This is a genomic window from Ruicaihuangia caeni, assembly GCF_029952955.1.
Classification (GTDB): domain Bacteria; phylum Actinomycetota; class Actinomycetes; order Actinomycetales; family Microbacteriaceae; genus Ruicaihuangia; species Ruicaihuangia caeni.
Genome location: NZ_JASATX010000002.1, coordinates 60,653 through 86,776 on the forward strand (window position 1 = coordinate 60,653; position 26,124 = coordinate 86,776).

General features: G+C 68.6%; 22 protein-coding genes and 1 pseudogene. 16 read left to right on the forward strand and 7 right to left on the reverse strand.

What is annotated here, in order from left to right; all coding sequences use genetic code 11:
* Positions 1 to 27: 27 nt before the first annotated feature.
* Positions 28 to 228 carry a DUF3073 domain-containing protein gene (locus tag QF206_RS05420; protein ID WP_281488200.1) on the reverse strand — a complete coding sequence of 67 codons (201 nt, stop codon included), beginning with the start codon at positions 226 to 228 and terminating at the stop codon, positions 28 to 30.
* A gap of 123 nt (positions 229 to 351) precedes the next feature.
* On the opposite strand from QF206_RS05420, the gene QF206_RS05425 reads away from it, so the two are divergent.
* On the forward strand, positions 352 to 1,449 hold the full coding sequence (locus QF206_RS05425) for an NAD(P)-binding domain-containing protein (protein WP_281488201.1): 1,098 nt from the start codon (positions 352 to 354) through the stop codon (positions 1,447 to 1,449).
* Positions 1,446 to 1,739: a hypothetical protein gene (locus QF206_RS05430; protein ID WP_281488202.1), complete on the forward strand. Its 294-nt coding sequence runs from the start codon at positions 1,446 to 1,448 to the stop codon at positions 1,737 to 1,739. The genes QF206_RS05425 and QF206_RS05430 overlap by 4 nt, the downstream gene beginning before the upstream one ends.
* Here the strand turns inward: QF206_RS05430 and QF206_RS05435 are convergent.
* A complete protein-coding gene (locus QF206_RS05435; RefSeq protein WP_281488203.1) occupies positions 1,641 to 2,000 on the reverse strand; it encodes a fluoride efflux transporter FluC in 360 nt (119 codons plus the stop codon). The two genes, QF206_RS05430 and QF206_RS05435, sit on opposite strands and share 99 nt — an antisense overlap.
* On the reverse strand, positions 1,997 to 2,386 hold the full coding sequence (locus tag QF206_RS05440; protein WP_281488204.1) for a fluoride efflux transporter FluC: 390 nt from the start codon (positions 2,384 to 2,386) through the stop codon (positions 1,997 to 1,999). The genes QF206_RS05435 and QF206_RS05440 overlap by 4 nt, the downstream gene beginning before the upstream one ends.
* Before the next feature lie 50 nt (positions 2,387 to 2,436).
* On the opposite strand from QF206_RS05440, the gene QF206_RS05445 reads away from it, so the two are divergent.
* Positions 2,437 to 3,075, forward strand: coding sequence for a hypothetical protein (locus QF206_RS05445; protein WP_281488205.1), 639 nt, complete (start codon positions 2,437 to 2,439; stop codon positions 3,073 to 3,075).
* 693 nt (positions 3,076 to 3,768) lie between these two features.
* Here the strand turns inward: QF206_RS05445 and QF206_RS05450 are convergent.
* From QF206_RS05450 to yczE, 3 genes and pseudogenes are all read right to left on the reverse strand, one after another.
* A pseudogene (locus QF206_RS05450) lies at positions 3,769 to 4,147 on the reverse strand (PadR family transcriptional regulator); the annotation flags it as partial.
* Complete coding sequence (locus QF206_RS05455; RefSeq protein WP_281488206.1) at positions 4,144 to 4,944, reverse strand: DUF4097 family beta strand repeat-containing protein; 801 nt, start codon at positions 4,942 to 4,944, stop codon at positions 4,144 to 4,146. The pseudogene QF206_RS05450 and the gene QF206_RS05455, both read right to left, overlap by 4 nt.
* A gap of 341 nt (positions 4,945 to 5,285) precedes the next feature.
* On the reverse strand, positions 5,286 to 5,975 hold the full coding sequence (yczE, locus tag QF206_RS05460) for a membrane protein YczE (protein ID WP_281488207.1): 690 nt from the start codon (positions 5,973 to 5,975) through the stop codon (positions 5,286 to 5,288).
* Between the two features lie 179 nt (positions 5,976 to 6,154).
* Here yczE and QF206_RS05465 point away from each other — a divergent pair, with 179 nt between their 5' ends.
* The 4 genes from QF206_RS05465 to QF206_RS05480 all read left to right on the forward strand — a co-directional run bounded on the left by QF206_RS05465 (position 6,155) and on the right by QF206_RS05480 (position 12,722).
* Positions 6,155 to 9,418: an efflux RND transporter permease subunit gene (locus tag QF206_RS05465; RefSeq protein ID WP_281488208.1), complete on the forward strand. Its 3,264-nt coding sequence runs from the start codon at positions 6,155 to 6,157 to the stop codon at positions 9,416 to 9,418.
* 90 nt (positions 9,419 to 9,508) lie between these two features.
* Positions 9,509 to 9,976 (forward strand): type II 3-dehydroquinate dehydratase, encoded by a 468-nt coding sequence (aroQ, locus tag QF206_RS05470; protein ID WP_281488209.1) that lies wholly within the window; start codon positions 9,509 to 9,511, stop codon positions 9,974 to 9,976.
* A gap of 1 nt (position 9,977) precedes the next feature.
* Positions 9,978 to 10,853, forward strand: a complete 876-nt coding sequence (locus QF206_RS05475; protein ID WP_281488210.1) for a shikimate dehydrogenase — start codon at positions 9,978 to 9,980, stop codon at positions 10,851 to 10,853.
* A 45-nt stretch (positions 10,854 to 10,898) separates the two neighbouring features.
* On the forward strand, positions 10,899 to 12,722 hold the full coding sequence (locus tag QF206_RS05480) for a bifunctional sugar phosphate isomerase/epimerase/4-hydroxyphenylpyruvate dioxygenase family protein (RefSeq protein ID WP_281488211.1): 1,824 nt from the start codon (positions 10,899 to 10,901) through the stop codon (positions 12,720 to 12,722).
* Positions 12,723 to 12,743: 21 nt separating this feature from the next.
* Here the strand turns inward: QF206_RS05480 and QF206_RS05485 are convergent, their stop codons facing one another.
* On the reverse strand, positions 12,744 to 14,150 hold the full coding sequence (locus QF206_RS05485; RefSeq protein WP_281488212.1) for an MFS transporter: 1,407 nt from the start codon (positions 14,148 to 14,150) through the stop codon (positions 12,744 to 12,746).
* Positions 14,151 to 14,314: 164 nt separating this feature from the next.
* On the opposite strand from QF206_RS05485, the gene QF206_RS05490 reads away from it, so the two are divergent.
* From QF206_RS05490 to cysE, 9 genes are all read left to right on the forward strand, one after another.
* Entirely contained in the window at positions 14,315 to 15,100 is a 786-nt protein-coding gene (locus QF206_RS05490; protein WP_281488213.1) for an IclR family transcriptional regulator, read from the forward strand.
* A 128-nt stretch (positions 15,101 to 15,228) separates the two neighbouring features.
* Entirely contained in the window at positions 15,229 to 17,142 is a 1,914-nt protein-coding gene (locus QF206_RS05495; protein ID WP_281488214.1) for an FAD-dependent oxidoreductase, read from the forward strand.
* Entirely contained in the window at positions 17,139 to 17,915 is a 777-nt protein-coding gene (locus QF206_RS05500) for an SDR family NAD(P)-dependent oxidoreductase (protein WP_281488215.1), read from the forward strand. The genes QF206_RS05495 and QF206_RS05500 overlap by 4 nt, the downstream gene beginning before the upstream one ends.
* A gap of 82 nt (positions 17,916 to 17,997) precedes the next feature.
* On the forward strand, positions 17,998 to 18,288 hold the full coding sequence (locus QF206_RS05505; protein WP_281488216.1) for a Dabb family protein: 291 nt from the start codon (positions 17,998 to 18,000) through the stop codon (positions 18,286 to 18,288).
* A gap of 248 nt (positions 18,289 to 18,536) precedes the next feature.
* Entirely contained in the window at positions 18,537 to 20,705 is a 2,169-nt protein-coding gene (locus QF206_RS05510) for a DEAD/DEAH box helicase (protein WP_281488217.1), read from the forward strand.
* A gap of 215 nt (positions 20,706 to 20,920) precedes the next feature.
* The gene (locus QF206_RS05515) at positions 20,921 to 21,910 is read left to right on the forward strand and encodes an LLM class flavin-dependent oxidoreductase (RefSeq protein ID WP_281488218.1); all 990 of its coding nucleotides are present in this window, start codon (positions 20,921 to 20,923) and stop codon (positions 21,908 to 21,910) included.
* 191 nt (positions 21,911 to 22,101) lie between these two features.
* A complete protein-coding gene (locus QF206_RS05520; protein WP_281488219.1) occupies positions 22,102 to 24,387 on the forward strand; it encodes a bifunctional metallophosphatase/5'-nucleotidase in 2,286 nt (761 codons plus the stop codon).
* A 209-nt stretch (positions 24,388 to 24,596) separates the two neighbouring features.
* Positions 24,597 to 25,532 (forward strand): cysteine synthase A, encoded by a 936-nt coding sequence (cysK, locus tag QF206_RS05525; protein ID WP_281488220.1) that lies wholly within the window; start codon positions 24,597 to 24,599, stop codon positions 25,530 to 25,532.
* Between the two features lie 2 nt (positions 25,533 to 25,534).
* Positions 25,535 to 26,059 carry a serine O-acetyltransferase gene (gene cysE / locus QF206_RS05530; RefSeq protein WP_281488221.1) on the forward strand — a complete coding sequence of 175 codons (525 nt, stop codon included), beginning with the start codon at positions 25,535 to 25,537 and terminating at the stop codon, positions 26,057 to 26,059.
* The last annotated feature ends 65 nt before the right edge of the window (positions 26,060 to 26,124 follow it).

The window sequence follows — 26,124 nt, forward strand, 5'->3', positions numbered from 1 at the left end:
CCGGGCTCTTCGCATGTCGCATCGCGGTCAGGCGATGTTGGACTTCTCTTCGTCGTCGTCGCCGTACTTGTCGTACTGCGCGTACTCGGGCCACGCCTCAAGGTCTTCCTCGAGGCGGGCGTTGCCAGCGAGCTCTCGCTCCAGCGCGTCGAGGTTCGTGTCTGGGCTGAAATACTTCAGCTCACGAGCGACCTTGGTGTGCTTTGCCTTCTGACGGCCGCGCCCCATGCGTGACCCCCTCTATGCGTAAAAATCAGCGGAACCGGTCTTGGAATACCGACCGACAGTTTATCATGCGGCACCCGCCATCATCGGGGCTCAGGACCCGCGCCGGCCGGTAGTGTTGGCGAGGTGCCAGCCGATCGCATTGACGCCCAGGTGGCCGTCATCGGTGCCGGTCAGGCCGGTCTTTCGGTGGCATATTACCTGCGGCGACTGGGTCTTGAGCCCGGGGTCGATCAGATCATCCTCGACCGCGGTCCTTCGACCGGTGGCGCGTGGCAGTTCCGCTGGGAGTCACTGCGGCTCGGGGTCGCACATCGCGTGGCCGACCTGCCCGGCATGCAGGAGGTCGGGGTCAGCTTCGACACGGCTGACCGATCGCTTCCCGCGCGACAGGTGGTCGAGGAGTACTACCGCCGCTACGAGGAGCATTACGACATGCGGGTCGTGCGCCCGGCATCCGTCTTCCGTGTCGAGAACGAGGGCGAGGCTCTTGTCGTGCGCTACACCGCCGGTGAGAGCGAGCACTCGCTGGTGGCGCGCACGATCGTGAACGCCACTGGCACCTGGGGCTCACCATTCGTGCCGTGGTACCCCGGACTCGACCGGTTCAAGGGGCGGATGCTGCACACCGCCCAGTACCGCTCCGCCGACGCGTTGCGCGGCCTCGACGTCGTCGTCGTCGGCGGCGGCACGAGCGCGATCGGGTTCGTCATGGAGCTCGAGGAGGTCGCGGCATCCGTCACCTGGGTGAGTCGGCGGCCCGTCGAGTGGCTGCACGAGCAGGAGAACCTCGACACCGAGACCGCCATCGCGGCGGTCGCCGCGCAGGAGGAGGCGGCGCGCGAGGGCCGCGCGCTGCCGAGCATCGTCAGCGGCACGGGCGTTCCGCTGACGCGGCGCATGCAGGCTGCGATCGACCGTGGCGCGCTCATCCGGCATCCGATGTTCACCTCGGTCGAGGAGCACGGGGTGCGGTTCGCCGATGGCAGGTTCCAGCGAGCCGACGTCATCATCTGGGCCACCGGGTTCCGCCCCGAGCTCCGGCATCTGGCGCCGCTGCGCCTGCGGGAGAAGGCGGGCGGTGTCACCGTGACGCGCAGCACCTCCTTGAAGGACCCGCGCGTGTTCTTCGCGGGCTACGGACCGACCGCATCGACCATCGGCGCCAACCGCGCCGGTCGTACCATCGCGCGTGAAGTGATCGCGCAATTGTCGAGGAAGTGAGTGTCGAGGAAGTCGTGAATCCGTCGCTGGCCGATGTGCTGCTGATCTGGGTGCCCGTGGTGTTCGCCGTCATCGTCGGGGTGGTCGGCGTGCTGACGCTCACTGTGATCGTCCCGCCGGCTCGCGAACGGCTTCGGCTCGAACGGCTTCGGATGGAGATCGAGCGTCGCGCCGAAGCACTGGAGCGGGAGTCAGGCCCAGAACGCCGCAGCCGTGAGGACGTATCCGGCGACAGCGAGGCCGATGCCGAGCACGAGGTTCGCCGAGACGCTGAGCAGGGCGACGCCTGACCTGCCCTCGCGCACGAGCTCGAGCGTCTCGACGCTGAACGTGCTGAACGTCGTGAGTCCGCCGGCGAATCCCGCGATGAGCGCTGTCGTCGCTGCATCATCGAGCCCGCCGCCTCTCGCCAGAGCGAGCACTACGCCAGCCACGGCCGATCCGACGGCGTTGACCATGAGCACGCCCCATGGGCCGCGCACCGCCCGAGTCACCGCGAAGCGGGCGAGCGCGCCGAAGCCGCCGCCGAGCGCCACCGCGAGGAGGGTCATGGCTTGCGTCCCTTCCCGGTGGCGGCGTGGCCGAGGGCAGCACCGCTTCGCAGACCGATGAACGCTGCGACCAACCCGGCGAGCAATGTGACGACGAGGTAGCCGAGAAACAACGGCGGCGACAACTCGATGGCGGATGCCGCCACCGCCGAGAAGGTGGTGAAGGAACCGAGGAGGCCGGGGCCCAACGCCAGACGCGCGGGCTGCGGCATCCGTTCCCATCGCGCCCCGACGAGCAGAGCCAGCGCGAAGCTGCCGAGCACGTTCACCAGCAGCGTGGAGAGGGGGAATTCGCCGGACCCGTGCGGCAGCGCCAGGTCGATGGCGTACCGGCCGGCCGCGCCGATCGCGCCCCCGACGAAGACGGCTATCGCGCTGCGGACCACTCCAGCAGCGTAGTGGGGCGCGAGGGGCCGATCGCTAGACTTCGCACGTGATGGCTCGTGAACGTCGGCGGCGCTGGCCGTGGGTGGTGCTCATCGCACTCGCGGTCGTGCTGGTGCCCGTCGCGATCGTCGCGGTGCCCATCCTGACGCACCAGAGCGGCGGCTCGTCGGGCCAGCATCAGAGCGAGGAGCAGTGGCCACTCAGCGCCACCGCGCTCGGTGACGACGGACGCGAGCGGCGCATCGACATCCTGCCGGCCGAGCCGGGAGCGACCGTCGACACCTCGGCGCTTGTCGAGGGGGAGCGCCTGGTGGTGAGCGGCACGGGCTATGACCCGTCTCGCGGCATCTACGTGGCGGTCTGCAAGATCCCGCCGGCGGGCGAGAAACCCGGGCCATGCCTCGGAGGCGTGCCATCGACCGAAGAGGGCGAGCAATTCGAAGAGGGCTCGGTGCAGTTCGCGCCGAGCAACTGGATCAACGACGACTGGGCCTGGCGCCTGTTCGGCGCCCGCAGCTACGACGACCCCGAGACGGGAACCTTCACCGCGTACATCGAGGTGCCATCACCCGTCGGCGAGGGCGTCGACTGCCGCGTCGACGAGTGCGGCCTGTTCACCCGGAACGACCACACCGCGCTGAACGATCGAGTTCAAGACCTCTACGTGCCGGTCGGCTTCGCCCGCTGACTCGCCCGCGCGGCGCGCAGCGCCCCTGTGCCCGCCCATGCTCCCCCGGCATCGCCCGCCGAGACTACGAAAATGACCACCCCCGGCGCGGTCGAGTGGTCATTCGCGTAGTCTCGGCGGATCTTCAGGCCGTAGGGCGGTCAGCCGAGAGGCGGTCGGTCGCGGGGCTGCCGGTCGCGGGGCTGTCGGGCGCGGGGCTGTCGGGCGCGGGGCTTCAGCGGAGCGTGGCGCGGGCGGCTTCGAGCGCCGCTTCGAGACGTTCCACCTGTGCGTCGTCGAGGCGCCCGCGGGCGGCCCGGGTTCGCAGCTCGGCGCGCAGGTCGCCGCGGAACGACGCGAGCGCCGCTTCAGCTCGCCGAAGCGCCACGCGTGAGGCGGCGGCGCTCGGCTCTGCCTCCGTGTCGGTGGCTGCCGTGTCGGCTGCCCAGCCGGAAGCGGCGGCGTCCTGGGTCTCAGCTGTCGCTTCGGGCTCGAACGCGCTGGCTTCACCGCGCACGCTGGCATCGCTCGTCGACTCCGACGAGGCGGGCGCAGACGAGCCCGGCGCAGGCGAGGCCGGTGCAGGCGCCTGCCCCGGCTCGCGACCGGGAGTGCCGGCATCCGCTGTGGCTGCCTGTGGCTGTGGCCCGGTCTCGTTCGCGGTCTGCTGCTGGGCGCCACGCTTCTTCCAGCGCACCTCGCGCTGTGCTTCGCGCCCGGCGGCGGCGAGGTCGGCGCGCAGCGTCTTCATCGCTTCGCTCACCGAGGCGCGCACTTCGTCGGCGAGTCGGCGAACCGAATCGGTGACCTGCTGCTCGATGTCGTCGAGCTCGGTCTGACGCGACGCGAGCTCGGCTCGGCCGGCATCCGTGATCTCGTAGACCGTCTTGCGGCCGTCGGAGGTCTTCGTGACGAGACCCTCCGACTCCAGCTTCGCCAGGCGGGGGTAGATGGTGCCGGCGCTCGGCGTGTAGGTGCCGCCGAAGCGGTCTTCGAGCGCCTGAATCAGCTCGTAGCCGTGCTGAGAGCGCTCGGCGAGCAAGCTCAGCAGGTAGAGCCGAAGGTGGCCGTGGCCGAAGACCGGCGCTCTCATGCGTTCACCGCGTGCAGCACGCTGACATCGCCGGACACCGAGTTCGCGCGAAGCTCGAGCCAGTGCTGATCGAGCGTGCCGAACCGGCTCGTGAAACTGCCGCGCACGCCCTTGATCTCGGCATCGTCGAGCTGCAGCACGCCGCTCACCGTGTTGATGCGGTATTGCGCCGGCACGCCCGGTTCGAGGCGCACCGTCAGGTCGCCCGACACCGAGTGGCTCCTGATCTCGTCGGGGGTGCCGACCAGATCGAGGAACATGTCACCGCTGACGCTGTCACTGGTGAACTTCGAGATGCGACCGCTGGCTGTGACATCCGCAGAGACGGTGTGCACGTCGACCGAGCCTTCATGGTTGCGCAGCGACACCTCGCCGCTGACCGTGTTCACAGTGATGTTGCCTCGCACGCCGTCGATCACGAGGTCACCGCTGACCGTGCTGAGGGTCGGGTCGGTGGTGAGGCCGCTGACCAGGGCTGAGGCGCTCACAACGCCGAACTTCAGCGCGATGCCCCGGGGCACGAGCACGCTGACCTCGGCCTTCGCCTTGCCGCTGAACGTGCGGAACACCTCGATGAAGTTCTCCCAGCCGAGCTGGGGGTGATCGAGCTCGAGGCGGTCGCCATCGAGCGTGATGCGAAGCTCCTTGCCGGTGACCGAGTGCACCTCGACGCGCACGCCGGGCTCGTCGTGCGCCACGATGTCGATCTGTCCGCCGACGAGCGCCACCTTGAGTGAGCGCACTCCGTCGAGGTCGATCGTCTTCGCTTCGGAGACCAGCCACTTCTCTTGTGCCATCGGAGTCCTCATTCATTGGCCGGCGAAGTGCCGGGATCTCTCATGCCGACGGATGCCGGGAGCGCGTCCTTCGCGCTGAACTCACGATATATCTCGAGTGTCGGTGGATCAAGATATATCTCGACTTCCAGGGTCGGCTCAGGGTTAGCCCTGACCCCGGCGCGCAACTTCGCTTCGGCGAGGGTTCACCCCGCGGGCCAGGCATGCAACCCCCGCCGACGGCGGCAACTCTGGCCGTGAGCGCGGTCTTCACCTGAACCTACGCCCGTCGTCGCCGAGAGCGCGGTTCGCCCACCGGCCCGCGGCGCGGGCGGAGGCCGGTGCTTCAGCAGTCCGGGGGTTCAGGCTGAGGCGTCGGAAGACGGCGGCGCGGAACCTGTACGCGTGGCAGCAGCAGCAGCGGCATCCGTCTGACGAGCCGGCCGCACTCGAACCGGAGCCCCGGGCAGCACGAACCGCGGCAGGAAGAACCCGATGACCGGGCCCACCGTGAACGCGCAGAACACGGTGCCGATGCCGACAGTGCCGCCGAGCAGCCAGCCCGCGCCGAGCACCGTCACCTCGATCGCCGTGCGCAGCGCCCACACCGGCTTGCCAGTGATGCGGTGCAGACCCGTCATCAGTCCGTCGCGCGGACCCGAGCCGAACCCGGCCGCGATGTAGCACGCCGTGCCGATCCCGGTCAGCAGCACACCGATGGCGCAGGCGAGGCCGCGCTCCCACCATTCCGAGACCTGGGGCAGCACCCACGTCGACAACTCTGCGAAGGGGCCGACGAGCAATCCGTTCGCAATGGTGCCGAGACCTGGGCGCTCTCGCATCGGGATCCATAGCAGCAGCACGACCACGCTGATGATCACGACGGTGGTGCCGAAGCTCAGTCCGATGCGCCCGGCGATGCCCTGGGCGAAGACCTCCCAGGGCGAGAGGCCGAGGCCGGCTTGCAGCAGGAGCCCGATCCCGGTGCCGAGCACCGCGAGCCCGACGGTGATCTGGGCGACGCGGCAGAGCATGAGCAACCAGGGACGCATAAGAGCGTCAAGCGTATCCAAGGGGGAAGCCAGAGCATCCGCGCAAGCCGTCCCCGTACCGCCCCGCGGCACAGCGGAGCGGCCACACGACTTCGTGAGCGCAGCCGACTCGCTCACTGGGATACTGGCTGCGGATGCCGATGCCCTGGCACCCGCCCCCGCCACCCTCCGGAGCACTCATGCACCTGCTCGCCGTCTTCAGCCTCCGCAACCGGGCGCTCATCGCATTGGTGACCGTCGTCGTCGGCTTCTTCGGCGTGATCGCGCTGAACGGACTGAAGCAGGAGCTCATCCCTTCGGTCAGCTTCCCCCAGGTCGTCATCGTCACCGCGTACCCGGGTGCGGCGCCGGAGGTCGTGAACACCGATGTGAGCCTGCCCATCGAGACCGCGCTGCAGGGGATCTCAGGGCTCGAATCGACCACGGCGACGTCGAGCACCAACATGTCGCTCGTCAACGCGAGCTTCGAGTACGGCACCGACCTGGTCGCTGCCGAGCAGAAGGTGCAGCTCGCCATCAACCGCATCGGCGGCACCCTGCCTGAAGATGTCGACCCGCGCGTGATCACGGGCACGATCGACGACCTGCCGGTCATCCAGCTCGCGGTCACCAGCGGCCTCGATCAGCGCGAACTCGCCGACCTGCTGCGGGCGTCGACGCTCACCGACATCGAGCAGCTCGACGGCGTGCGCGAAGCCAGCCTGCTCGGTGATCCCGGTCAACGCATCACCATCACACCGGATGCCGCGCAGATCGCCGCGCGCGGGCTCGCCCCCACGGCCATCCGCGACGCACTCGACGAGAACGGCACGCTCCTGCCTGCCGGATCGATCGTCGAAGGCGACCGCAGTCTGGCGGTTCAGGCGGGCACGCGCGTGACCTCGCTCGAGGAGTTGCGGGCACTGCCCGTGCTCGGCGGATCGTCGCCGGCCACGCTCGGCGAGGTCGCATCGGTCGAGCTCACCGAGAACCCCACCACGGGCCTCTCGCGAGTGAACGGCGAGCCGGCACTGACCATCGCCGTCACGAAGATGCCTGACGGCAACACCGTCGACGTCTCGCACGCGGTGCGCGATGCGCTTCCCGAGCTCGCAGCCGCGCTCGGCGAGGGCACCCAGTTCACCGTGGTCTTCGACCAGGCCCCGTACATCGAGCAGTCGATCGAGGCGCTCTCCACGGAGGGTCTGCTCGGCCTCGCCTTCGCCGTCATCGTCATCCTCGTGTTCCTGCTCTCGATCCGCTCGACGCTCGTGACGGCGATCTCGATCCCGGCATCCGTGCTCATCACGTTCATCGCGCTCTGGGCGAGCGAGTACACACTCAACATCCTCACGCTCGGCGGCCTCACCATTGCGATCGGCCGCGTCGTCGACGACTCGATCGTCGTGATCGAGAACATCAAGCGACACCTCGGCCTCGGGCAGGACCGGATGCTGGCGATCACCACCGCCGTGCGTGAGGTGGCCGCCGCGATCACCGCGTCGACCGTGACCACCGTCGCAGTGTTCCTGCCGCTCGCGCTCGTGGGCGACATCACCGGCGAACTGTTCCGGCCATTCGCGCTCACGGTGACGATCGCGCTCGCCGCATCGCTCTTCGTGTCGCTCACCATCGTTCCGGTGCTCGCGTACTGGTTCCTCGGGCGCAAGGCCGATTCCCTGGCTCGCGAGCAACTGGCTGCCGGCGAGCCGCATGCCCACGCGGAAGCCGAAGAACCTCAGGCGGCCGTGCACGCTGGCCAGGAAGCGGATGCCGCGGCCCCGGCATCCGCAACGACGGCGTCGTCGCCGACCTTGTCGCGCCGAGAGCGCCGATCCCCGGTCGTCTCGCACGAAGACGAGCTCGACCGGCCCACGCTGCTGCAGCGCGGGTATCTTCCGGTCATCCATTGGACGTTGAAGCGCCCCGCCATCACGCTGCTGCTCGCTGCGGCGGTGCTCGGCGGCACGGTCGCGCTCGTGCCCAGCATGAAGACGAACTTCATCGGCGATAGCGGGCAGAACACCCTGACGGTCACGCAGCAGCTCGGACTCGGCGCGAGCCTCGACGCCAAGGACGAGGCGGCGAGCCAGGTCGAGTCGGCCCTGCTCGACATCGACGGCATCGAGACGGTGCAGACCTCCATCGGGTCGGAGGGCAACTCGCTGCGCGCCGCCTTCGGCGGCTCGGCCGACATCACCTACTCGATCACGACCGACGCGACGGCCGATCAACCCGAACTGCAGCAGCGTGTGCGTGACCGGCTCACCTCACTCAAGGGTGTCGGCACCGTGCAGCTCGCCGCTGCCGGCTCGGGGTTCGCCTCGAGCGACATCGAGGTGAACATCAGCGCCGCTTCGCCCGAAGCGCTGAAGACCGCTGCCGATCGCGTGCTCAAGACGGTCAGGGCGCTCGACGTGACCGCTGAGGCCTCGAGCAACCTCTCGCAGACGCAGCCGTACATCGCTGTGAAGGTCGACCGTACGGCAGCAGCCGAACGCGGACTGAGCGAACTCGCGGTGGATGGGCTGGTCGCGCAGGCGATGCAGCCACTCCCGATCGGTTCATTGAGCCTCAACGGCACCGTCCTGACGGTGTATCAGGACACAGGATCGACACCCGCGAGCATCGATGAGCTCCGCACCCTGCCCGTGTTCACCTCGGCAGGACCCGTGCCGCTCAGCGCACTGGCAAGCGTCGAAGAGGCGGATGGGCCGGCCTCGATCACGGCGATCAGGGGTGTGCGAAGCGCCACGGTGTCGGTGACGCCGAACTCCGACGACGTCGGAACCGCTTCGGCGACCATCGACGAGGCCGTCAGTGGCCTCGATCTCCCGGCAGGGGTCACCGTGAAGCTCGGCGGCGTGACTGCGCAGCAGGCCGACGCGTTCCAGCAGCTCGGAATCGCCCTGTTGGTCGCGATCCTCATCGTCTACGTCGTCATGGTCGCAACGTTCCGCAGCCTGCGGCAGCCGCTGCTGCTGCTGATCTCGGTGCCGTTCGCGGCCACCGGCGCCATCCTGCTGCAGGTCGCGACCGGGGTGCCGCTCGGTGTGCCCTCGCTTGTCGGGGTGCTCATGCTCATCGGCATCGTCGTCACCAACGCGATCGTGCTGGTCGACCTGGTGAACCAGTTCCGCGACCGGGGCTACACCGTGCCTGACGCCATCGTGCACGGTGCCGCGCGACGCCTGCGGCCGATTCTCATGACCGCCCTTGCGACCATCTTCGCCCTCGTTCCCATGGCCCTCGGCATCACGGGGCATGGCGGCTTCATCTCACAACCGCTCGCCATCGTCGTGATCGGCGGTCTCATCTCATCGACGCTGCTCACCCTCGTGGTGCTGCCGGCGCTGTACTCACTCGTCGAGGGCGCCTCGGAGCGTCGTGCGGCTCGTCGAAGGGGCGAGATGGAACGACGCGACTCCATTGATCGGCACGCGGTGCAAGAAATGGAACGCTGACGCCGATAATGGAACGCGGAGTCGCTCCCTGCCGAGATCTCGGCCCGGCGGCCCCGTACGTCGACCCGCGCCACGATTGAGAGAGCGACCATGACCGCAGCCTCGAACCGCACCGTACTGGTGCTCAACGGACCGAATCTCAACCTGCTCGGCAAGCGCGAGCCGCACATCTACGGCAGCACGACGCTCACCGACGTCGAGCAGCGGCTGCATGCGCTCGCCGACGAGCTCGGCCTCACTGTCGAGTTCCGGCAGAGCAACTGGGAAGGCCAGATCATCGACTGGATCCAGGAGGCCCGCGAGCGCGGCACCGGCATCCTGATCAACCCGGCCGGGTTCACGTCGACCTCGATCGCCATCCTCGACGCGCTGCTCGCCTCCGAGCGCCCCATCGTCGAGGTGCACGTCACCAACATCCACAAGCGCGAAGAGTTCCGGCACATGTCATACGTGTCGAAGGCGGCCGACGCGGTCATCGCCGGTGCCGGACCGCACGGCTACGAGCTCGGCCTGCGTCACCTCGACACCCTGTTGGGCAACGCGCAGCCGAGCGCCTGACATGAGCCGGGTCGACGAGTCGTACCTGGTCGGACTGATCGGCTCGGGCATCACCGGGTCACTCACGCCGCCCATGCACGAGCGCGAGGCGGAGGCGCTCGGCATCCGGTATCTCTACCGGCCGATCGACCTCGACGTGATCGGGCGTCCCGGGGCGGATGCCGGCGAACTGCTGCGCGCCGCGGCCGACCTCGGGTTCAACGCCTTCAACATCACCTACCCCTGCAAGCAGACGGTGAGCGCCGGGCTCGACGAGGTCTCCGACGATGCACGGCGGCTCGACTCGGTAAACACCGTGCTCGTCGACGGTGACCGCCGGCTGATCGGTCACAACACCGACTTCTCGGGGTTCCGCTGGGCCCTCGACGCGGCGCTCGAAGGCGCACCGCTCGGAAGCGTGGTGCAACTCGGCGCGGGAGGCGCCGGTGCCGCGGTCGCCTATGCGCTGCTCGACGCGGGCGTGCAACGGCTGAGCCTCAGCGAGGTCGACCCGGCGAAGGCCGAGGCGCGCGCAGCATCCCTGCGGGCGCTCTTCCCCGACCGCCAGGTCGACTCGATCACCCCTGACCGGCTCTCGGAGGCGCTCGCCGAGGCAGACGGGCTCGTGAACGCCACCCCGATCGGCATGCATCACCATCCCGGTCTGCCCCTCGACGCCGCGCTCATCGAGCCACGGCACTGGGTGGCCGATGTGGTCTACCGCCCCGTGCAGACCGAACTGCTCCAGACGGCGGTGCAGCGCGGATGCCGAGTGCTTGAGGGCACTTACATGGCTGTCGGGCAGGCCGTCGACTCGATGCGGTTGATCACCGGTATCGAGCCGGATGTCGAACGCATGCGGGCCCATCTCGTGGAGATGGTCGCCCAGGGGCTCTGACGCCCTGACTGGCGGCGGAGGCCGCCGAGCGGATTGGAGAAGACGATGCGCACCTCGATTGCGACCGTGTGCCTGAGCGGCACCCTCGAAGAGAAGCTGCACGCGTGCGCTGAGGCCGGCTTCGACGGCGTCGAGATCTTCGAGCTCGACCTCGTCGTGTCTCCGCACAGCCCGGAGCGCATCCGCGATCTCGCACGGCATCTCGGGCTCACGCTCGACCTCTACCAGCCGATCCGCGACCTCGAGGGGGTCGACGAGGCGCTGTTCGCACAGAATCTTCGCCGCGCCGAGGCGAAGTTCCGGCTGATGAACCGCCTCGGCATCGACCTGGCGCTCATCTGCAGCAACGTCGCCACTGCGACGGTGAACGACGACGCTGTGGTCGCAGACCAGTTGCGCCGACTCGGTGACCTCGCCGCGCGGTACGGCGTGCGCCTCGCCTATGAAGCGCTCGCCTGGGGCAAGTACGTCAACGATTTCGAGCACTCGTACCGGCTGGTGCAGGCGGCCGACCACGCCAGCGTCGGCGTGGCGCTCGACAGCTTCCACATCCTCTCGCGCGACTGGCCCGTGGAGCCCATCGAGCGGCTTGATCCGGAGAAGATCTTCTTCGTGCAGTTGGCCGACGCGCCCCGCATGCAGCTGGATGTGCTGTCGTGGAGCCGTCATTACCGAGTGTTCCCGGGCGAGGGCGGATTCGACCTCGCGGGATTCATGGCTCACCTGCTGCGCACGGGATACGACGGGCCGGTCTCGCTCGAGATCTTCAATGACACGTTCCGCCAGGCCGATCCCTTCCGGACCGCGATCGACGGGCTCCGCTCGCTCATCTGGCTACAGGAGCAGGCGCGTGAGCGGCTGGCCTCCGAGCAGCGCGGCGAGGGCAACGTGCGCCTCGCAACCCTGCCGGCCGTCGACGAACCGTCCGGTTTCAACTTCGCCGAGCTGAAGGGCACCGAACCCACGCGGCTCCGGCAGATGCTCGATCAGCTCGGGTTCGCCGATAGCGGTCGGCACCGCTCCAAGCCGGCGGTCGAGCTCTGGTCGCAGGGCGACGCCCGCGTCATCATCAACGCGCAGCGCGGGGCCGAGGGACGGCTGCAAGTGGCCGGCATCGGGTTCGACGTCGTCGAGCCCCTCGCATCGTGCTCGCGGGCGCTGCAGCTGCATGCGACGTCAGTGCAGCGCACCCAGCAGCTCGGCGAAGAGGTGCTGCAGGTCGTGAGCGCCCCCGACGGCACCGAGATCTCGTTCGCGCGCCTCGACGACCAGGGCCGGCCGCCGTGGATGGTCGAGTTCGAGCACACGGTGCCGAACGATGGCCTGATCACCGGCATCGATCACATCAACCTCGCGCAGCCATGGCAGCACTTCGACGAGGCCGTGCTCTTCTTCGAGAGCGTGCTGGGGCTCCGCGCACAGCCGTCGCTCGACATCACCGCGCCGATGGGACTGGTTCGCAGTCAGGTCGTGAGCAGCGAAGACCGAGCGGTGCGACTCGCGCTCAATCTCGCCCCGCTCGGCCGAGGCGACCACCACGGTCGTTTCCACGAGCAGCACATCGCCTTCGCCTGCACCGACGTGCGCGCGCTGGCGCGGCAGGCGGTCGCGAATGGGCTGAAGCAACTGCGGATCCCCGACAACTACTACGACGATCTCCAGTCGCGGTTCGACCTCGACGAGGCCTTCCTCGGCGAGCTTCGGGCGCTGAACCTGCTGTACGACCGCGACGAGCACGGAGACTTCCTGCACTTCTACACCGAGGCCATCGACGACGTCTTCCTCGAGGTCGTCGAGCGTCGCAGCGGGTATGACGGCTACGGTGCACCCAACGCCCCCGTGCGGCTCGCAGCGCAGTACCGTGTGTGACCAGGCCGCGCGCGGGGCGGCTCAACGAGCGGGGCGGCGCGCGACATCGGCAGCGGCATCCGGTGCGAGCCGGATGGTGTTGAGCACGCTCGCCACGCACAGCGCTGCCACCGCGACGAATGCCGCGCGGTACGGGGCCAATTCGTCGGCCCCTTCGAAGATCGGCTGCGCCACCCGCAAGACGGTCGCCCCGACCGCGATGCCGAGGCCGGTCGCGAGCTGCGCGAGCGTCGCCGAGAGGGTGTTCGCCGAGGGCAGTTGCGACTTCGCGATATCAGCGAACTGCATCGAGTTGTACGCCGTGAATCCGGTCGACCGGAAGGCGCCGCTGAGCACTGCGACGGCGAACACCAGCCAGAACGGTGTCGTCGCGGAGAAGAGCGAGAACGCGATCAGGCACAGGATGCTGCCCGCTCCCGCCGCGATGATGACTGAGCGGAAGCCCCATCGACGCAGCACCGGCGAGGTCAGCGGCTTGATGCCGATGTTGCCGATGAACACCGCTGTCACCGCGAGCCCCGACTCGATTGGCGACCAGCCCAGGCCGTCCTGGAAGAGCAGCGGCAGCAGGAAGGGCACCGAACTGACGACGAGGCGGAACACGAAGCCGCCCGTATTGCTCGCCCTGAACGTGTGGGTCTGCAGCACGCGCACATCGAGCAGCGGGGCCGGCGCTCGCAGCAGCCACCACGTGGCCGCAGCGCCCAACGCCATCGCGCCGATCAGTGCCGCGATGCCGTACAGCGCGGCGTCACCCGCGGCGACGAGCTCCACGCCGGTCATCACCCCGAGCGCGGTGCCCGTCAGCAGCAGCAGCCCCCGCCAGTCGAGGGGCACTCGTGCACGGTTGTTGTCGCGCACCAGCACCAGAGCCGCGACGAACGCAGCGATGCCGACCGGCACATTGATCAAGAAGATCCAGTGCCAGCTGAACAATTCGGTGATGACGCCGCCGAGCGCTGGTGCCAGTACGGGTGCGAGCAGTGCCGGCCAGGTGATGAGCGCGATCGCCCGAAGCAACTCGCCCTTCTCTGTGCCGCGCAGCACGATCAGCCGGCCGACGGGCGCCATCATGCCGCCGGCGATCCCCTGCACCACTCGCGCGGCCGTCAGCGCGAACAGGGAGCCGCTCAACGCGCAGGCGACCGACGCGACGGTGAACAGCGCGATCGATGAGCAGAACACGAGGCGGGCACCGAAGCGGCTTGCGAGCCAGCCTCCTAGCGGGATGGCGCAGGCGACGGCGATCAGATACGCCGTCATCGCAAGGTTCACATCGGCGGATGCCGTGCCGAAGTCCGCCGCGATCTGCGGCGCTGCGGTCACGAGGATCGTGCCGTCGAGGTGCTCCATCGACAGCGTGACGGCGACGAGCAGGGCGACGCCGGGTTGCCAACCTCTGGCGTGCGTCTCTCGACTGCCCGTCATCCCACTCCCTACGTTTTCGGAACGCCGTTCCGATTCGCTGATATTCTGCCGTCTCGGGGCGGCGACGCATAACGGACCAGTGAGGTCGGAGAGATGAGCGAAGTGGCCCGCAACCCAGCCTGGGGCGTTGACGTCCCGTTCACGATACGAGGAGGAGGTCGCTGATGGTCGCAGCAATCCAGCGCAGCATCGCGGTCATCGACCTGCTCGTGGGCAAGCCGAACGGGCTCCCGCTCGGTGTTATCGCCGAGCGCTTGAACATTCCCAAGAGCGCGGCGCATCGCACCCTCGGCGAGCTCATCGAGCTGGGGTACGTGCGTCAAGACGGCTCGCAGGGCAACTACATCCTCGGTCTGCGCCTGGTGTCGCAGGCCCTCAAGCACCTCGCTCGCATTCCGCTGGCAGACCTCGCGAGGCCGGTGCTCGATCGTCTGGCGCAGCTGTCCGGCGAACTCGTGCGCATCGGCATCGTCGACGGAGACAACCTCGTGTGGGTGGCGAAGAGTCAGGGCTCGCGCACGGGGCTGCGCTATGACCCGCATCCGGGACTCGAGGTGCACTTCGCGAGCACTGCCACCGGTATCGCGTGGCTCTCGACCATGCCGGAGGAGCGTGCCATCGAGTTGCTGAAGCAGCAGGGGTTCGACGGCGAGAAGTATGGTCCCGGCTCGCCTCGAGACGTGGAGCACGTGCTCCCGCTGGTGCGCCGCGCGCGCGAAGAGGGGTACTGCTACTCCGACAACACATACGAACTCGGTACGGCCGCGGTCGCGGTGCCGATCGTCACGCCCGGCAAGCCCGCCGCAGGATGCCTGAGTGTCGCGGGCCCGAACGCCCGGCTCGACCGGCAGACGGCGGTCGCGCTGGTGCCGCATATGCGGGCCGCTGCTTCGGAGCTCGCAATGATCGCGGAGAACGGTGTTCGACCCCTGCTCGAGGATGCCGAGTGAACCGAACGCCGAAGGCCGCAGCCGCGACATTCGTTCGCCTCGACGGTGAGCGGCGCCCGACCTGACGCAGCGCCTCGCCGGCGTGCCCGAGGCGCTCATCGCCGAGCGCAGAAAGAACAGAAAGAGATATGAGCCAGACCAGCCGTACCCTGCCGCCAGCCCTCGGGTCGATCGCCGAGGGAGCCCGCTACGACGTCGTCGTCGCCGGTGCGGGCGCTGCAGGGCTGAGCGCCGCCCTGTTCGCGGCGATCCGTGGCGCAAGCGTGCTCGTGGTGGAGAAGAGCCGCTTCGTCGGGGGGACGAGCGCCCTGACGGCGGGCACGCTCTGGGTGCCGGGCACCGAGCGCTCCATCGTCGCCGGCGGCCCTGCCGACGATGTGTCGGCGGCTTCGCGCTTCCTCGACTCCGCGGTGGGCGAGACGTCGGATGCCGAGCTGCGGCGCGTCTACCTCGAGACCGGGCCTGCCGCGATCGCCCTGCTCGAGGCCGAGAGCGATGTGGCCTTCAACGCTCGCGACTTCCACCCCGACTACATGGCGGAACTGCCAGAGTCGTCGACCGGTTGGCGCGCCCTCGAATCGCGTGATTTCGACGGACGGGCGCTGCCGAAGCCGCTGCTGGCGCAGGTGCGTCGGCAGACCCCCGAGTTCACCGTCATGGGCGGCATGATGCTCGGCCGTGAGGACATCCCGAAGCTCAGCGAGGTGGCGAGGGCCCCATTCAAGGCTTCGAACATCGCCAATGTGGTGCACGCGGGGCTGCTGTTCGCCAAGCACGTGCTCACGCGCGTGCGGTACCCGCGCTCCACACGGCTCACGATGGGCAACGCCCTCATCGGTCGGCTGATGCTTTCGCTGCACAAGCGCGGCGTGCCCGTGATCGTCGGCACCGCGGTGAGCAGAATCGAGCGCGACGGCGACCGGGTCACCGGCGTGACGCTCGTGCAGGGCAGCACCACGCGGCGAGTGCAGGTCGGTCAGGCGCTCATCGTCTCGACCGGCGGGTTCAACCGGCATCCGGAGCGCCGCAAGCAGCTCTTCCCCGGTGTCGACATGGAGTGGAGCCCCATCGCTCCGGGCTCGACCGGCGAACTGCACGACGAGGTCGAACGCCTCGGTGGCCACTACGGCCGCGTCGACGACACCGCCGGCTTCTGGGCACCTGTCTCGCTGCCTCCGCGCCGGGGCGGCGGCGTCGGCGTCTACCCGCACTTCGCGCTCGACCGCGGCAAGCCGGGCTTCATCATCGTCGACCAGCAAGGCGACCGCTTCGTCAACGAGTCGGCGTCGTATCACCGGGTCGGCCTCGCCATGCAGCAGCATCCGGACGGCAAGGCGATGCCCAGCTTCCTCATCGGCGATGCGAAGGCCGTCAAGCGCTACGGCATCGGTGCGGTGCGGCCGGGCGGTTGGGGCACTCGCGCCCGCCTGCTCGACGGCTACCTGGTACAGGGGGAGACCATCGAGGAGTTGGCGGTCAAGCTCGGCATGGAACCGGCGCGGCTGCGTGCGAGCGTCGAGAAGTTGAACGGCTACGCGAAGACCGGCGTCGATCCCGACTTCGGGCGCGGCACGACCGTGTACGAGCGCGCGAACGGCGACCCGTCGCACAAGCCGAACCCCTCGATCGGCGCGCTTGAGAGTGCGCCGTACTTCGCGATCCGCCTCTACCCGGGCGACATCGGCGCCTCGACCGGGTTTGTCACCGATGCGACCGGATGCGTGCTCGACGGCGACGGCGCCCGCATCGAGGGCCTCTACACGCTCGGCAACGATATGCAGTCGATCATGGGTGACAAGTACCCGGGCCCGGGCATCACGCTCGGCCCCGCGGTCGTGTTCGCCCACCTCGCGATCGAAGACGCGTTGGACCGCACCGGACGGCAGGATGCGGACGCGTCGGACGCCGCGGGGCAGTCCGATACCGCAGAGCAGCCCGAGACCGCAGGGCAGTCCGATACTGCAGCACAGTCCGATACCGCAGGGCAGTCCGATACTGCAGGGCAGTCCGACGCCGCCGTCGAGGACGGAGTGTCCCGATGACCGCCGTGATCATCACCGGTGCCGCCGGCGGCATGGGGCAGGAGATCGCACGCACGCTCGCCCGTGAGCCGCTGTCAGGTGCAGAGAACGCTCGGCTCGCGCTCGTCGGACGCCGTGTCGAGTCGATGAAGGGCCTGGCGGCCGAGTTGCGCGACCTCGGCGCCGAGGTGGAGCTGATCGGCGCCGACCTCGCCGAGCCCGACGCCGCGGCGCTCGTCGTCGACGCCACGATTGCGCGTTTCGGCGGATTGTCGGGCATCGTGAGCGCGGCCGGCACCATGGCTCAGCGCCCGCTCATGGAACTCGAGCTCGATGAGTGGGAGTACAACTTCGCGGTGAACACGCGGCCCACGTGGTTGCTCGCCAAGGCGGCGTACCCGCACCTTGCAGAGACACGAGGCTCGCTCGTGGCGATCTCATCGACCAGCGGCCACCACCCTGCTACTCCGCTCGGCGCCTACAGCGCGAGCAAGGCGGCGGTGCTGATCCTCGTCAAACAACTGGCATACGAGTGGGGCCCCGCCGGTGTGCGCGCCAACACGGTGTCGCCGGGCATGATCATGACGCCGATGTCGCCCGCGGCGAAGAACGAGGAATTGCGCCGCTGGCGCGAGGAGACGATTCCGCTGCGACGCCTCGGCGACCCGCAGGACATCGCGGATGCTGTGGCCTTCCTGCTCGGCGACCGCTCGAAGTACATCACCGGCGAGGACCTCGTCGTCGACGGCGGCATGCGCAGCGGCTTCGTGCCTCGCGCGACAGGACTCGCCTGACCGGCCATCACGCGCGCCGCCGGAGCGCTCGCTCAGCGGTGGCCCCGACCCACCGACATCCGACTCAGCAAAGGAAACGACCATGATCCGCCACGTCGCCGTCTTCAAGTTCAAGCCGGAGTTCACCGCCGAGCAGCGGCAGGAGTGGATCGAGATCATCAAGGATCTGCCGAACCACATCCCTCAGATCCGCATGATGTCGATCGGCGAAGACACGCTGCACGGCCCGAACTCGCACGAGCTCGCGATCGTCGCCGACTTCGACAGCCTCGAAGACCTGCACGTCTACAGCACCCACCCGGCGCACCAGAAGGTGCTCGACATCTCGGGCCCGGTGAAGGCGTCGCTCGCGACGGTGGACTTCGAGCTGTAAGCCTGCCCTGCGGCTGCCCGCTCTCGGCTGGGGAGCGGGTCAGCCGGGCGGTCTCTCAGGGTGCGGCTGCGGCATCCTGTATCGTTGAGCAGTCGGCTCAAGACAGGCGCAGTCGCTGCGCGTGGGTTTGTGGTCTTGCGGGCCGGTTTCACAGCACTTCCGCTGATGAATAGTCACTGATGTGATCGGCCCCGGCCAATGGATGCCCGGGTTTCTTTTCATGCAATCGCGAAAACCCGGAAAGCACTATGCCCAATTTCGACAAGGGCGCGCCGAAGCGTGCCCAGAACCGTTTCGACCGACCCTCGGCACAGGGCGGCGCCGCTCGCGGCTCCAAGCCGGGCAGCAAGAGCCCCAAGCACCGCGGCTTCCGTGAAGAGTCCGCCGCGCAGAGCGGCACGAGCGCCAAGAAGCCTCGTTGGACTGCCGAGCGTCGTGAGGCCCGCGGCCTCGACGCTGAGCGTCCCCGCGGCGGGCGCACGACAGAGCGCCCCGACTGGAGCCCCCGCGAGCCGCGGAGCGACCGTCGCTTCGGGCACGGCCGGCCCAGCGGCGACCGCTTCGAGCGGGGCCAGCGCGGTGATCGCTTCGAGCGTCCCGCGCGCAGCGACCGCTACGGCAATGAGCGCTCGGAGAGCCGCAACCGTTTCGACCGCGCACCCCGCGATGACCGTTTCGACCGTGCACCCCGCGACCGCGACGACCGTTTCGACCGTGCGCCGCGCGAGCGCGACGACCGTTTCGACCGTGCGCCCCGCGAGCGCGACGACCGATTCGGACGAGCACCCCGCGGGGGCGACTACGACCGCAGCAACCGTGCACCGCGCGAGGGGCGCTACGAGCGTGGCGATCGGCCGCTGCGTGACGGTCGTGCCGAGCGCGGCGAGCGTTCCGGCGGCTACGGCAACGACCGGTTCGACCGGTCGGAGCGGGCGCCTCGCAGCGACCGCTTCGAGCGCGCCGATCGCGGTCCCCGGCGTGACGACCGGTTCGGCGGTGAGAACCGCTACCAGCGCGACGACCGCGCCGGCCGCCAGAATCGCGATGACCGTGCGCCGCGTTCCGACCGCTTCAACCGTGACGACCGCTTCAACCGTGACGACCGTGCGCCCCGCTATGACCGGCGCGACGACCAGCCGGCCCGCCGCGAATCCTCCTACTACCCGTCGCGCGACGCCAAGCCGTCCACCGCGAACGACGATGTCGTGCTCGAGAAGCTCGAGGCGGCGATGACGGTCGCAGAGGACGTCGAAGGCGTGACCTTCGGCGACTTGGGCCTTGGTGACAACATCGGCCGGGCGCTCGCCGAGCTGGGTGCGGTCAGCCCGTTCCCGATTCAAGCCGCGACCATCCCGGTCGTGCTCGAGGGCCGCGATGTGCTCGGCCGCGGGCGTACCGGCTCGGGCAAGACGATCGCCTTCGGCGCCCCCGCAGTGGAACGACTGATGGCGAACGGTGGCGGCAAGAAGCGTCAGCTCGGCCGCAGCCCTCGCGCGCTCATCCTCGCCCCCACTCGCGAGCTGGCGTTGCAGATCGACCGCACCGTGCAGCCCATCGCCCGCAGCGTGGGCCTCTTCACGACCCAGATCTATGGCGGTGTGCCCCAGGCGCGCCAGGTCGGCGCGCTCCAGCGGGGTGTCGACATCGTGATCGGCACGCCCGGTCGCATCGAGGACCTTGTGGAGCAGGGTCGCCTCGACCTCAGCCAGGTCGAGATCACGGTGCTCGACGAAGCCGACCACATGTGCGACCTCGGGTTCCTCGAGCCGGTGCAGCGCATCATCCGTCGCACCGCTCCCGGCGGCCAGAAGCTGCTGTTCAGCGCGACGCTCGACACGGGTGTGGCTGCCCTCGTCGACGAGTTCCTCGTGAACCCGTCGGTGCACGAGGTCGCCGGCGAAGACCAGGCCTCGTCGACCATCGATCACCGTGTGCTGCTGATCGACCACCGTGAGAAGACGGCGATCATCGAGCAGCTCGCAGCGGGCGACGGCAAGACGCTCATCTTCACTCGCACCCGCTCATACGCCGAGCAATTGGCCGAGATGCTCGAAGACGCCGATATCCCCGCGGTGAGCCTGCATGGCGATCTCAACCAGTCGCGTCGCACGCGCAACCTCGAGAAGCTCACTCGCGGCCGCGTGAACGTGCTGGTGGCGACCGATGTCGCCGCTCGCGGCATCCACGTCGACGACATCTCGTTGGTGATCCAGGCCGACGCTCCCGACGAGTACAAGACCTACTTGCACCGCGCCGGTCGGACCGGCCGCGCCGGCAAGCCCGGCACGGTCGTCACGCTCGTGGGCCGCAACCGCCGTCGTCGGGTCGACCAGTTGCTCGAGCGCGCCGACATCGCGGCCGAGTACACCAACGTCGCCGCCGGTGACGAGCTGCTCGAGGAACTCGCGGCACTCTGACGCCAGGAGCAACAACGAACTGACGGATGCCGGGCGGCACCCCGGGGCGCGACATGCGCTCACGGCAGGTGCCACCCGGCATCCGTCGTTCTTGGCGTACGTCTCGAGCACTGCCGTCAGGTGTGCGAGGGTCCGGCCTGTCAGCTACGGCTGAGAGAGTGGGTGACCGGCGGCAATCGCCGCAGTGAAGCATCACCCGAAGGAGACCGCTCGCGTTGTCTGTGCCTCTGAGCATCCTCGACCTGGTCGCGATCCCCGAGGGCCGCACCGCCCGAGATGCGATCGCCGCTTCGATGCGCTCGGCCGAACTGGCCGATTGTCTCGGCTACCGCCGACTCTGGTTCGCCGAGCACCACAACACGACGAACCTCGCGGCGAGCGCGACCGCGCTCCTGATCTCGCAGGCCGCATCGGTCACCGAGCGCATCCGTGTCGGCTCCGGGGGAGTGATGCTGCCGAACCATGCCCCGCTCATGGTGGCGGAGCAGTACGGCACGCTCGCGAGCATGCATGGCGACCGGATCGACCTGGGGCTCGGCCGGGCTCCGGGCACCGACATGCTGACCGCTCAGGCTCTCGCGCGCTCGTCGGCGGAACCGCAGGCGTTCGCCAGGAGCATCTACGACCTGCAGGGGTGGTTCGGTGACGCCGGTAAGGCTCACAGCTCGCCGATCGTCTCGGCGGTATCGGCGGGCACCGAGGTGCCGATCTGGGTGCTCGGGTCGACCGTGAGCGGTGCCTCGATCGCCGGGCAGCTCGGGCTTCCGTTCGCCGTCGCCTCGCATTTCGCCCCCGACCAGCTCGACCAGGCCATCCAGGTCTACCGCCAGACCTTCTCGACCGAATCGCCCACCGCTCGGTTGGATGCGCCGTACGTGATGGCGGGCATCAATGTGATGGTCGCCGACACCGACGAGCAAGCCGCGCGCGAGTTCACCGTCGTCGAGCAGATGTTCCTCGACATCCAGCGGGGCCTTCGGCGCAAGATGCAGCCACCGGTCGATCCAGCGACGCTTCCCAGCACCGGCGAGCAGGGCAACCCGATGCTGCGGATCAAGGCGGTCGGTGCTCCCGCGACGGTCAAGGCCCGACTCGAGGCGTTCGTGGAGCGAACCGGCGCTGATGAGCTGATCACCGTGACATACGCCTATGACGCCGGCGTGCGGGATCGCTCGCTGCAGTTGCTCGCCGACCTCTGGTTCTGACGCGCCCCGGCGAAGTTCGCAGCTGACTCGGATGCCGTTCACCGCCCGTTCTTAGATTCTTGGGTTTCGGGGGTCTGGTGCTCGAGCATCGCGAACCCCTAGGCTGACGGCCAACGTCCCCCATTCGGGGGATCTGCACTTCAGAATCGGCGCCCGCTTGCCCGGCGCGATGACCTTGGAGGCCGTCACACATGGACACAACAGACACCGAACCGTCGCGGTCGCGGCGGATCATAGGGGCCGCGGCCATCGCGGCCCTTTCGCTCGGGTTCACAGCCCTCGTCACCCCGCCGGCCTTCGCCGCAGACCCCGTCGAGATCGAGATCCTCACGGTGAACGATTTCCACGGACGCCTCGCGCCCGATGGTTCGGTTCCCGGTGCCGCCCAGATGGGCGGCATGGTCGATTACTGGCGCAGCCAGAACCCGAACACCTCGTTCGTCGCAGCGGGCGACCTGATCGGCGCTTCGACGTTCACGTCATTCATTCAGCGCGATCTGCCGACCATCCAGGTGTTCAACGCGATCGGCCTCGACACCAGCTCGTTCGGCAATCACGAGTTCGACGCCGGCCGAGCCGACGTCGACGAGCGTGTGCTGCCGGCGGCCGACTGGCCGTACCTCGCGGCGAATCTCTACGACCGCACCACCGGTGAGCCGGCGTATGAGGAGTACTTCATCCAGGAGTTCGACGGTGTGCGCATCGGTTACATCGGCGGCGTCACCGAGGAGCTTCCGTCGCTGGTGAGCCCCGACGGCATCGCGTCGCTCGAAGTGCGCGGCATCGTCGAGGAGACGAACCGGGTCGCGGCCGAGCTCAGCGATGGCGATGAGGCGAATGGTGAGGCGGAAGTGCTTGTGCTGCTCGTGCACGAGGGCGCCGCGACCCCCGACCTCTCATCGTCGACCGACGACTCGGTGTTCGGTCGGATCGTCACGGGTCTCTCGCCTGACGTCGACGCGATCGTCTCGGGTCACACGCACCTCGCCTACTACCACGAGGTGACCGTGCCAGGCATGGAGCGACCGAGGCTCGTCATCTCGGCGGGCCAGTACGGCATGCAGTACGGGCACTTGAACCTCAGTGTCGACCCCGATACCGGTCAAATCCTCTCGTTCACCGGCGAGGTGCTGCCCATGACCGGGTTCACGCCCGACGCCGAGGTCGCGCAGATCGTCGCCGAGGCGTCCGCCGTGGCCGCTGAACTCGGGAGCGTGAAGGTCGGCGAGATCACCGACTCCTTCTATCGCGCGGTGCAGAACCCGCAACCGCCGAGCACCCAGAATCCGAACGGCGTGCCGTTCCCGGAGAACCGCGGAGGCGAGTCGACCCTCGGCAACTTCGTGGCCGATGTGCAGCTGTGGGCGACGAGTGCACTGAGCACTGAGATCGCGCTCATGAACCCCGGAGGACTCCGCACCGACCTGCTGTACGCCTCGTCGGGCGCCAACGATCCGAACGGCAACCTCACCTATCGGGAAGCCGCCGAGGTGCAGCCCTTCGCCAACACCCTCGTGACGATGACACTCACCGGTGCTCAGCTGAAGCAGGTGCTCGAGGAGCAGTGGCAGCCGGCCGGTGCGTCTCGGCCGTTCCTCAAGCTCGGGCTGTCCCAGGGATTCGAGTACACGTACGATCCGACCGCTGCCCAGGGCGAGCGAATCACGAACATGTGGCTCGACGGCCGGCTGATCGAACCGACCGACACCTTCAAGATCGTCGCGAACTCCTTCCTCGCGGCGGGCGGCGACAACTTCGCCACGCTCGCTCAGGGGAGCGGGCGCGCTGACAGCGGCCGGGTCGACCTGCAGGCGATGGTCGACTACTTCGTCGCGAATCCGACGGCATCGCCCGACTACGTGCAGCGCTCGGCGGGCGTGACCATGTCGGCTCCGGGGCCATTCGTGCCCGGAGACTCGTTGACGCTCGACCTCTCGTCGCTGCTGTTCAGCCGGGGCGGTCCGACGACCGGCACCGTCGAGGTCGCGCTGGGCGACACCGTGCTGGGCTCGGCGACCATCGACGGCACCATCGTCGACACGACCGACGAGCAGGGGCGAGCATCGGTGACCGTGACCATCCCGCAACTGCCCGCCGGTGTCGCGACCCTCGTCGTCACAGTGGTCGAGACAGGCACCTCCGTCGAAGTGCCGATCATCATCGAGCAGCCGCTCGAGGCGATCACCAGCACCAAGGCGCCGTGGATCACGGGCAACGCGAGCGTCGGCAAGACGCTCAAGGCGCACGAGGGCAAGTGGAGCGTCAAGAAGCCCGAGCTCAGCTTCCAGTGGCTGCGCGATGGCGAGCCGATCCCCGGAGCGACCGCAGCCGACTACCGGCTGACCGAAGACGACCTCGACGCCGAGATCACCGTGATGGTGACCGCCTCGGCGCCAGGGTTCGCCGACGGCAGCGCAGTCGCGGAACCGGTGACGGTCATGCTCAAGCCCGGCGCATCACGCGGGCTGTCGAAGTGATCGGCCGAGCGCCCGAGATGACGACCAAGGGTGACCCCACCCAGCAGTAGCGTCGTCGCAACAGAAACGGATGCCGTGGCTGCCGCCGCGGCATCCGTTCCTGTTCGTGTCGCCATCGTCGTCATGGTCGAGTCGGGGATTCCGAGCCCTGGTACCGTGAATCCCAGCTTGCTGTCACCGCTGCAACGTCCGACCAGGTGAGGAATCCCATGCCCCGCGTACTCGACTCGATCGCCGACGCCGTCGGCAACACTCCGCTCGTCCGCCTCAACCGGGTGACCGAGGGCCTGCAGGCGACCGTGCTCGCGAAGCTGGAGTTCTACAACCCTTCAGCGAGCGTCAAGGACCGCATCGGCGTCGCCATCATCGATGCTGCCGAGAAGTCGGGCGAGCTGAAGCCGGGCGGCACCATCGTCGAGGCCACCAGCGGCAACACCGGCATCGCGCTTGCCATGGTCGGCGCCGCCCGCGGGTACCGCGTCATCCTCGCAATGCCCGAGACCATGAGCCGCGAGCGCAAGATGCTGCTGCGCGCCTATGGTGCTGAGCTCGTGCTCACGCCCGGCTCGGAGGGTATGCGCGGCGCCGTGGAGCGCGCCAAGCAGCTCATCGATGAGACGCCGGGCGCCGTCGCGGCGAGCCAGTTCGCCAACCCCGCGAACCCTGCGATCCACCGCGCCACCACTGGCGAGGAGATCTGGCGCGACACCGACGGCGCGGTCGACATCCTGGTGGCGGGCATCGGCACCGGCGGCACCATCACGGGCGCCGGTCAGCTCCTGAAGGAGCGCAAGCCCGGCGTGCAGGTCATCGCCGTCGAGCCCGAGGAGTCTCCGATCCTCAACGGCGGCCAGCCCGGCCCGCACAAGATCCAGGGGATCGGCGCGAACTTCGTGCCCGACGTGCTCGACACCGAGGTCTACGACGAAGTCATCGACGTCAACCTCGGCGACGCCGTGAGCACCTCTCGTCGCCTCGCGACGCAGGAGGGCATCCTCGCCGGCATCTCGTCGGGGGCAGCGGTGCACGCTGCGCTCGATGTCGCGGCGCGGCCCGAGAACGCAGGCAAGACGATCGTGGTGGTCATCCCCAGCTACGGTGAGCGGTACCTCTCCACGGTGCTCTTCGAAGACCTCGCCGACTGACCATGGGCGTGCGCGACGACATTCGCGCCGCGCAGCGCCTCGACCCGGCCGCGCGGGGCGCGTTCGAGATCTGGCTCACGTACTCGGGGCTGCATGCGGTGTGGGGCTACCGCGTGGCGAACCGCCTTTGGCGGGCGAACCTCAAGCTGCTGGCGCGCGTCGTCTCGCAGTTCGTGCGCTTCCTGACCGGGGTGGAGATCCACCCCGGCGCGACGATCGGAAAGCGGCTCTTCATCGATCACGGCATGGGCGTCGTGATCGGCGAGACCGCGACGATCGGCGATGACGTGCTGATCTACCACGGCGTCACACTCGGCGGCAAGGGCAGCGACACGGCTGGGGCGCGGCATCCGTCGATCGGTCATCGTGTGATGATCGGGGCCGGGGCGACGCTGCTCGGCGACATCTCAATCGGCGACGATTCGGTCGTCGCGGCGGGTTCGGTCGTGCTCAAATCGGCTCCGGCAGGTTCGCTGATCGCCGGAGTGCCCGCCACGGTGCGCCCCCGCGTCTCGGCCAACCGCTGATTGCTGATTCGCCGGCGTTCGGCGGGCGCACGCCGGTGGCCGATCGGTCGCATGCCTGCCCGGCT

Bases quoted from the DNA above. Each gene is read 5' to 3' on its own strand.
- QF206_RS05420 (WP_281488200.1), bottom strand. From the start codon at position 228: ATGGGGCGCGGCCGTCAGAAGGCAAAGCACACCAAGGTCGCTCGTGAG.
- QF206_RS05435 (WP_281488203.1), bottom strand. From the start codon at position 2,000: ATGACCCTCCTCGCGGTGGCGCTCGGCGGCGGCTTCGGCGCGCTCGCC.
- QF206_RS05445 (WP_281488205.1), top strand. From the start codon at position 2,437: ATGGCTCGTGAACGTCGGCGGCGCTGGCCGTGGGTGGTGCTCATCGCA.
- QF206_RS05455 (WP_281488206.1), bottom strand. From the start codon at position 4,944: ATGGCACAAGAGAAGTGGCTGGTCTCCGAAGCGAAGACGATCGACCTC.
- yczE (WP_281488207.1), bottom strand. From the start codon at position 5,975: ATGCGTCCCTGGTTGCTCATGCTCTGCCGCGTCGCCCAGATCACCGTC.
- QF206_RS05465 (WP_281488208.1), top strand. From the start codon at position 6,155: ATGCACCTGCTCGCCGTCTTCAGCCTCCGCAACCGGGCGCTCATCGCA.
- aroQ (WP_281488209.1), top strand. From the start codon at position 9,509: ATGACCGCAGCCTCGAACCGCACCGTACTGGTGCTCAACGGACCGAAT.
- QF206_RS05475 (WP_281488210.1), top strand. From the start codon at position 9,978: ATGAGCCGGGTCGACGAGTCGTACCTGGTCGGACTGATCGGCTCGGGC.
- QF206_RS05480 (WP_281488211.1), top strand. From the start codon at position 10,899: ATGCGCACCTCGATTGCGACCGTGTGCCTGAGCGGCACCCTCGAAGAG.
- QF206_RS05485 (WP_281488212.1), bottom strand. From the start codon at position 14,150: ATGACGGGCAGTCGAGAGACGCACGCCAGAGGTTGGCAACCCGGCGTC.
- QF206_RS05490 (WP_281488213.1), top strand. From the start codon at position 14,315: ATGGTCGCAGCAATCCAGCGCAGCATCGCGGTCATCGACCTGCTCGTG.
- QF206_RS05495 (WP_281488214.1), top strand. From the start codon at position 15,229: ATGAGCCAGACCAGCCGTACCCTGCCGCCAGCCCTCGGGTCGATCGCC.
- QF206_RS05500 (WP_281488215.1), top strand. From the start codon at position 17,139: ATGACCGCCGTGATCATCACCGGTGCCGCCGGCGGCATGGGGCAGGAG.
- QF206_RS05505 (WP_281488216.1), top strand. From the start codon at position 17,998: ATGATCCGCCACGTCGCCGTCTTCAAGTTCAAGCCGGAGTTCACCGCC.
- QF206_RS05510 (WP_281488217.1), top strand. From the start codon at position 18,537: ATGCCCAATTTCGACAAGGGCGCGCCGAAGCGTGCCCAGAACCGTTTC.
- QF206_RS05520 (WP_281488219.1), top strand. From the start codon at position 22,102: ATGGACACAACAGACACCGAACCGTCGCGGTCGCGGCGGATCATAGGG.
- cysK (WP_281488220.1), top strand. From the start codon at position 24,597: ATGCCCCGCGTACTCGACTCGATCGCCGACGCCGTCGGCAACACTCCG.
- cysE (WP_281488221.1), top strand. From the start codon at position 25,535: ATGGGCGTGCGCGACGACATTCGCGCCGCGCAGCGCCTCGACCCGGCC.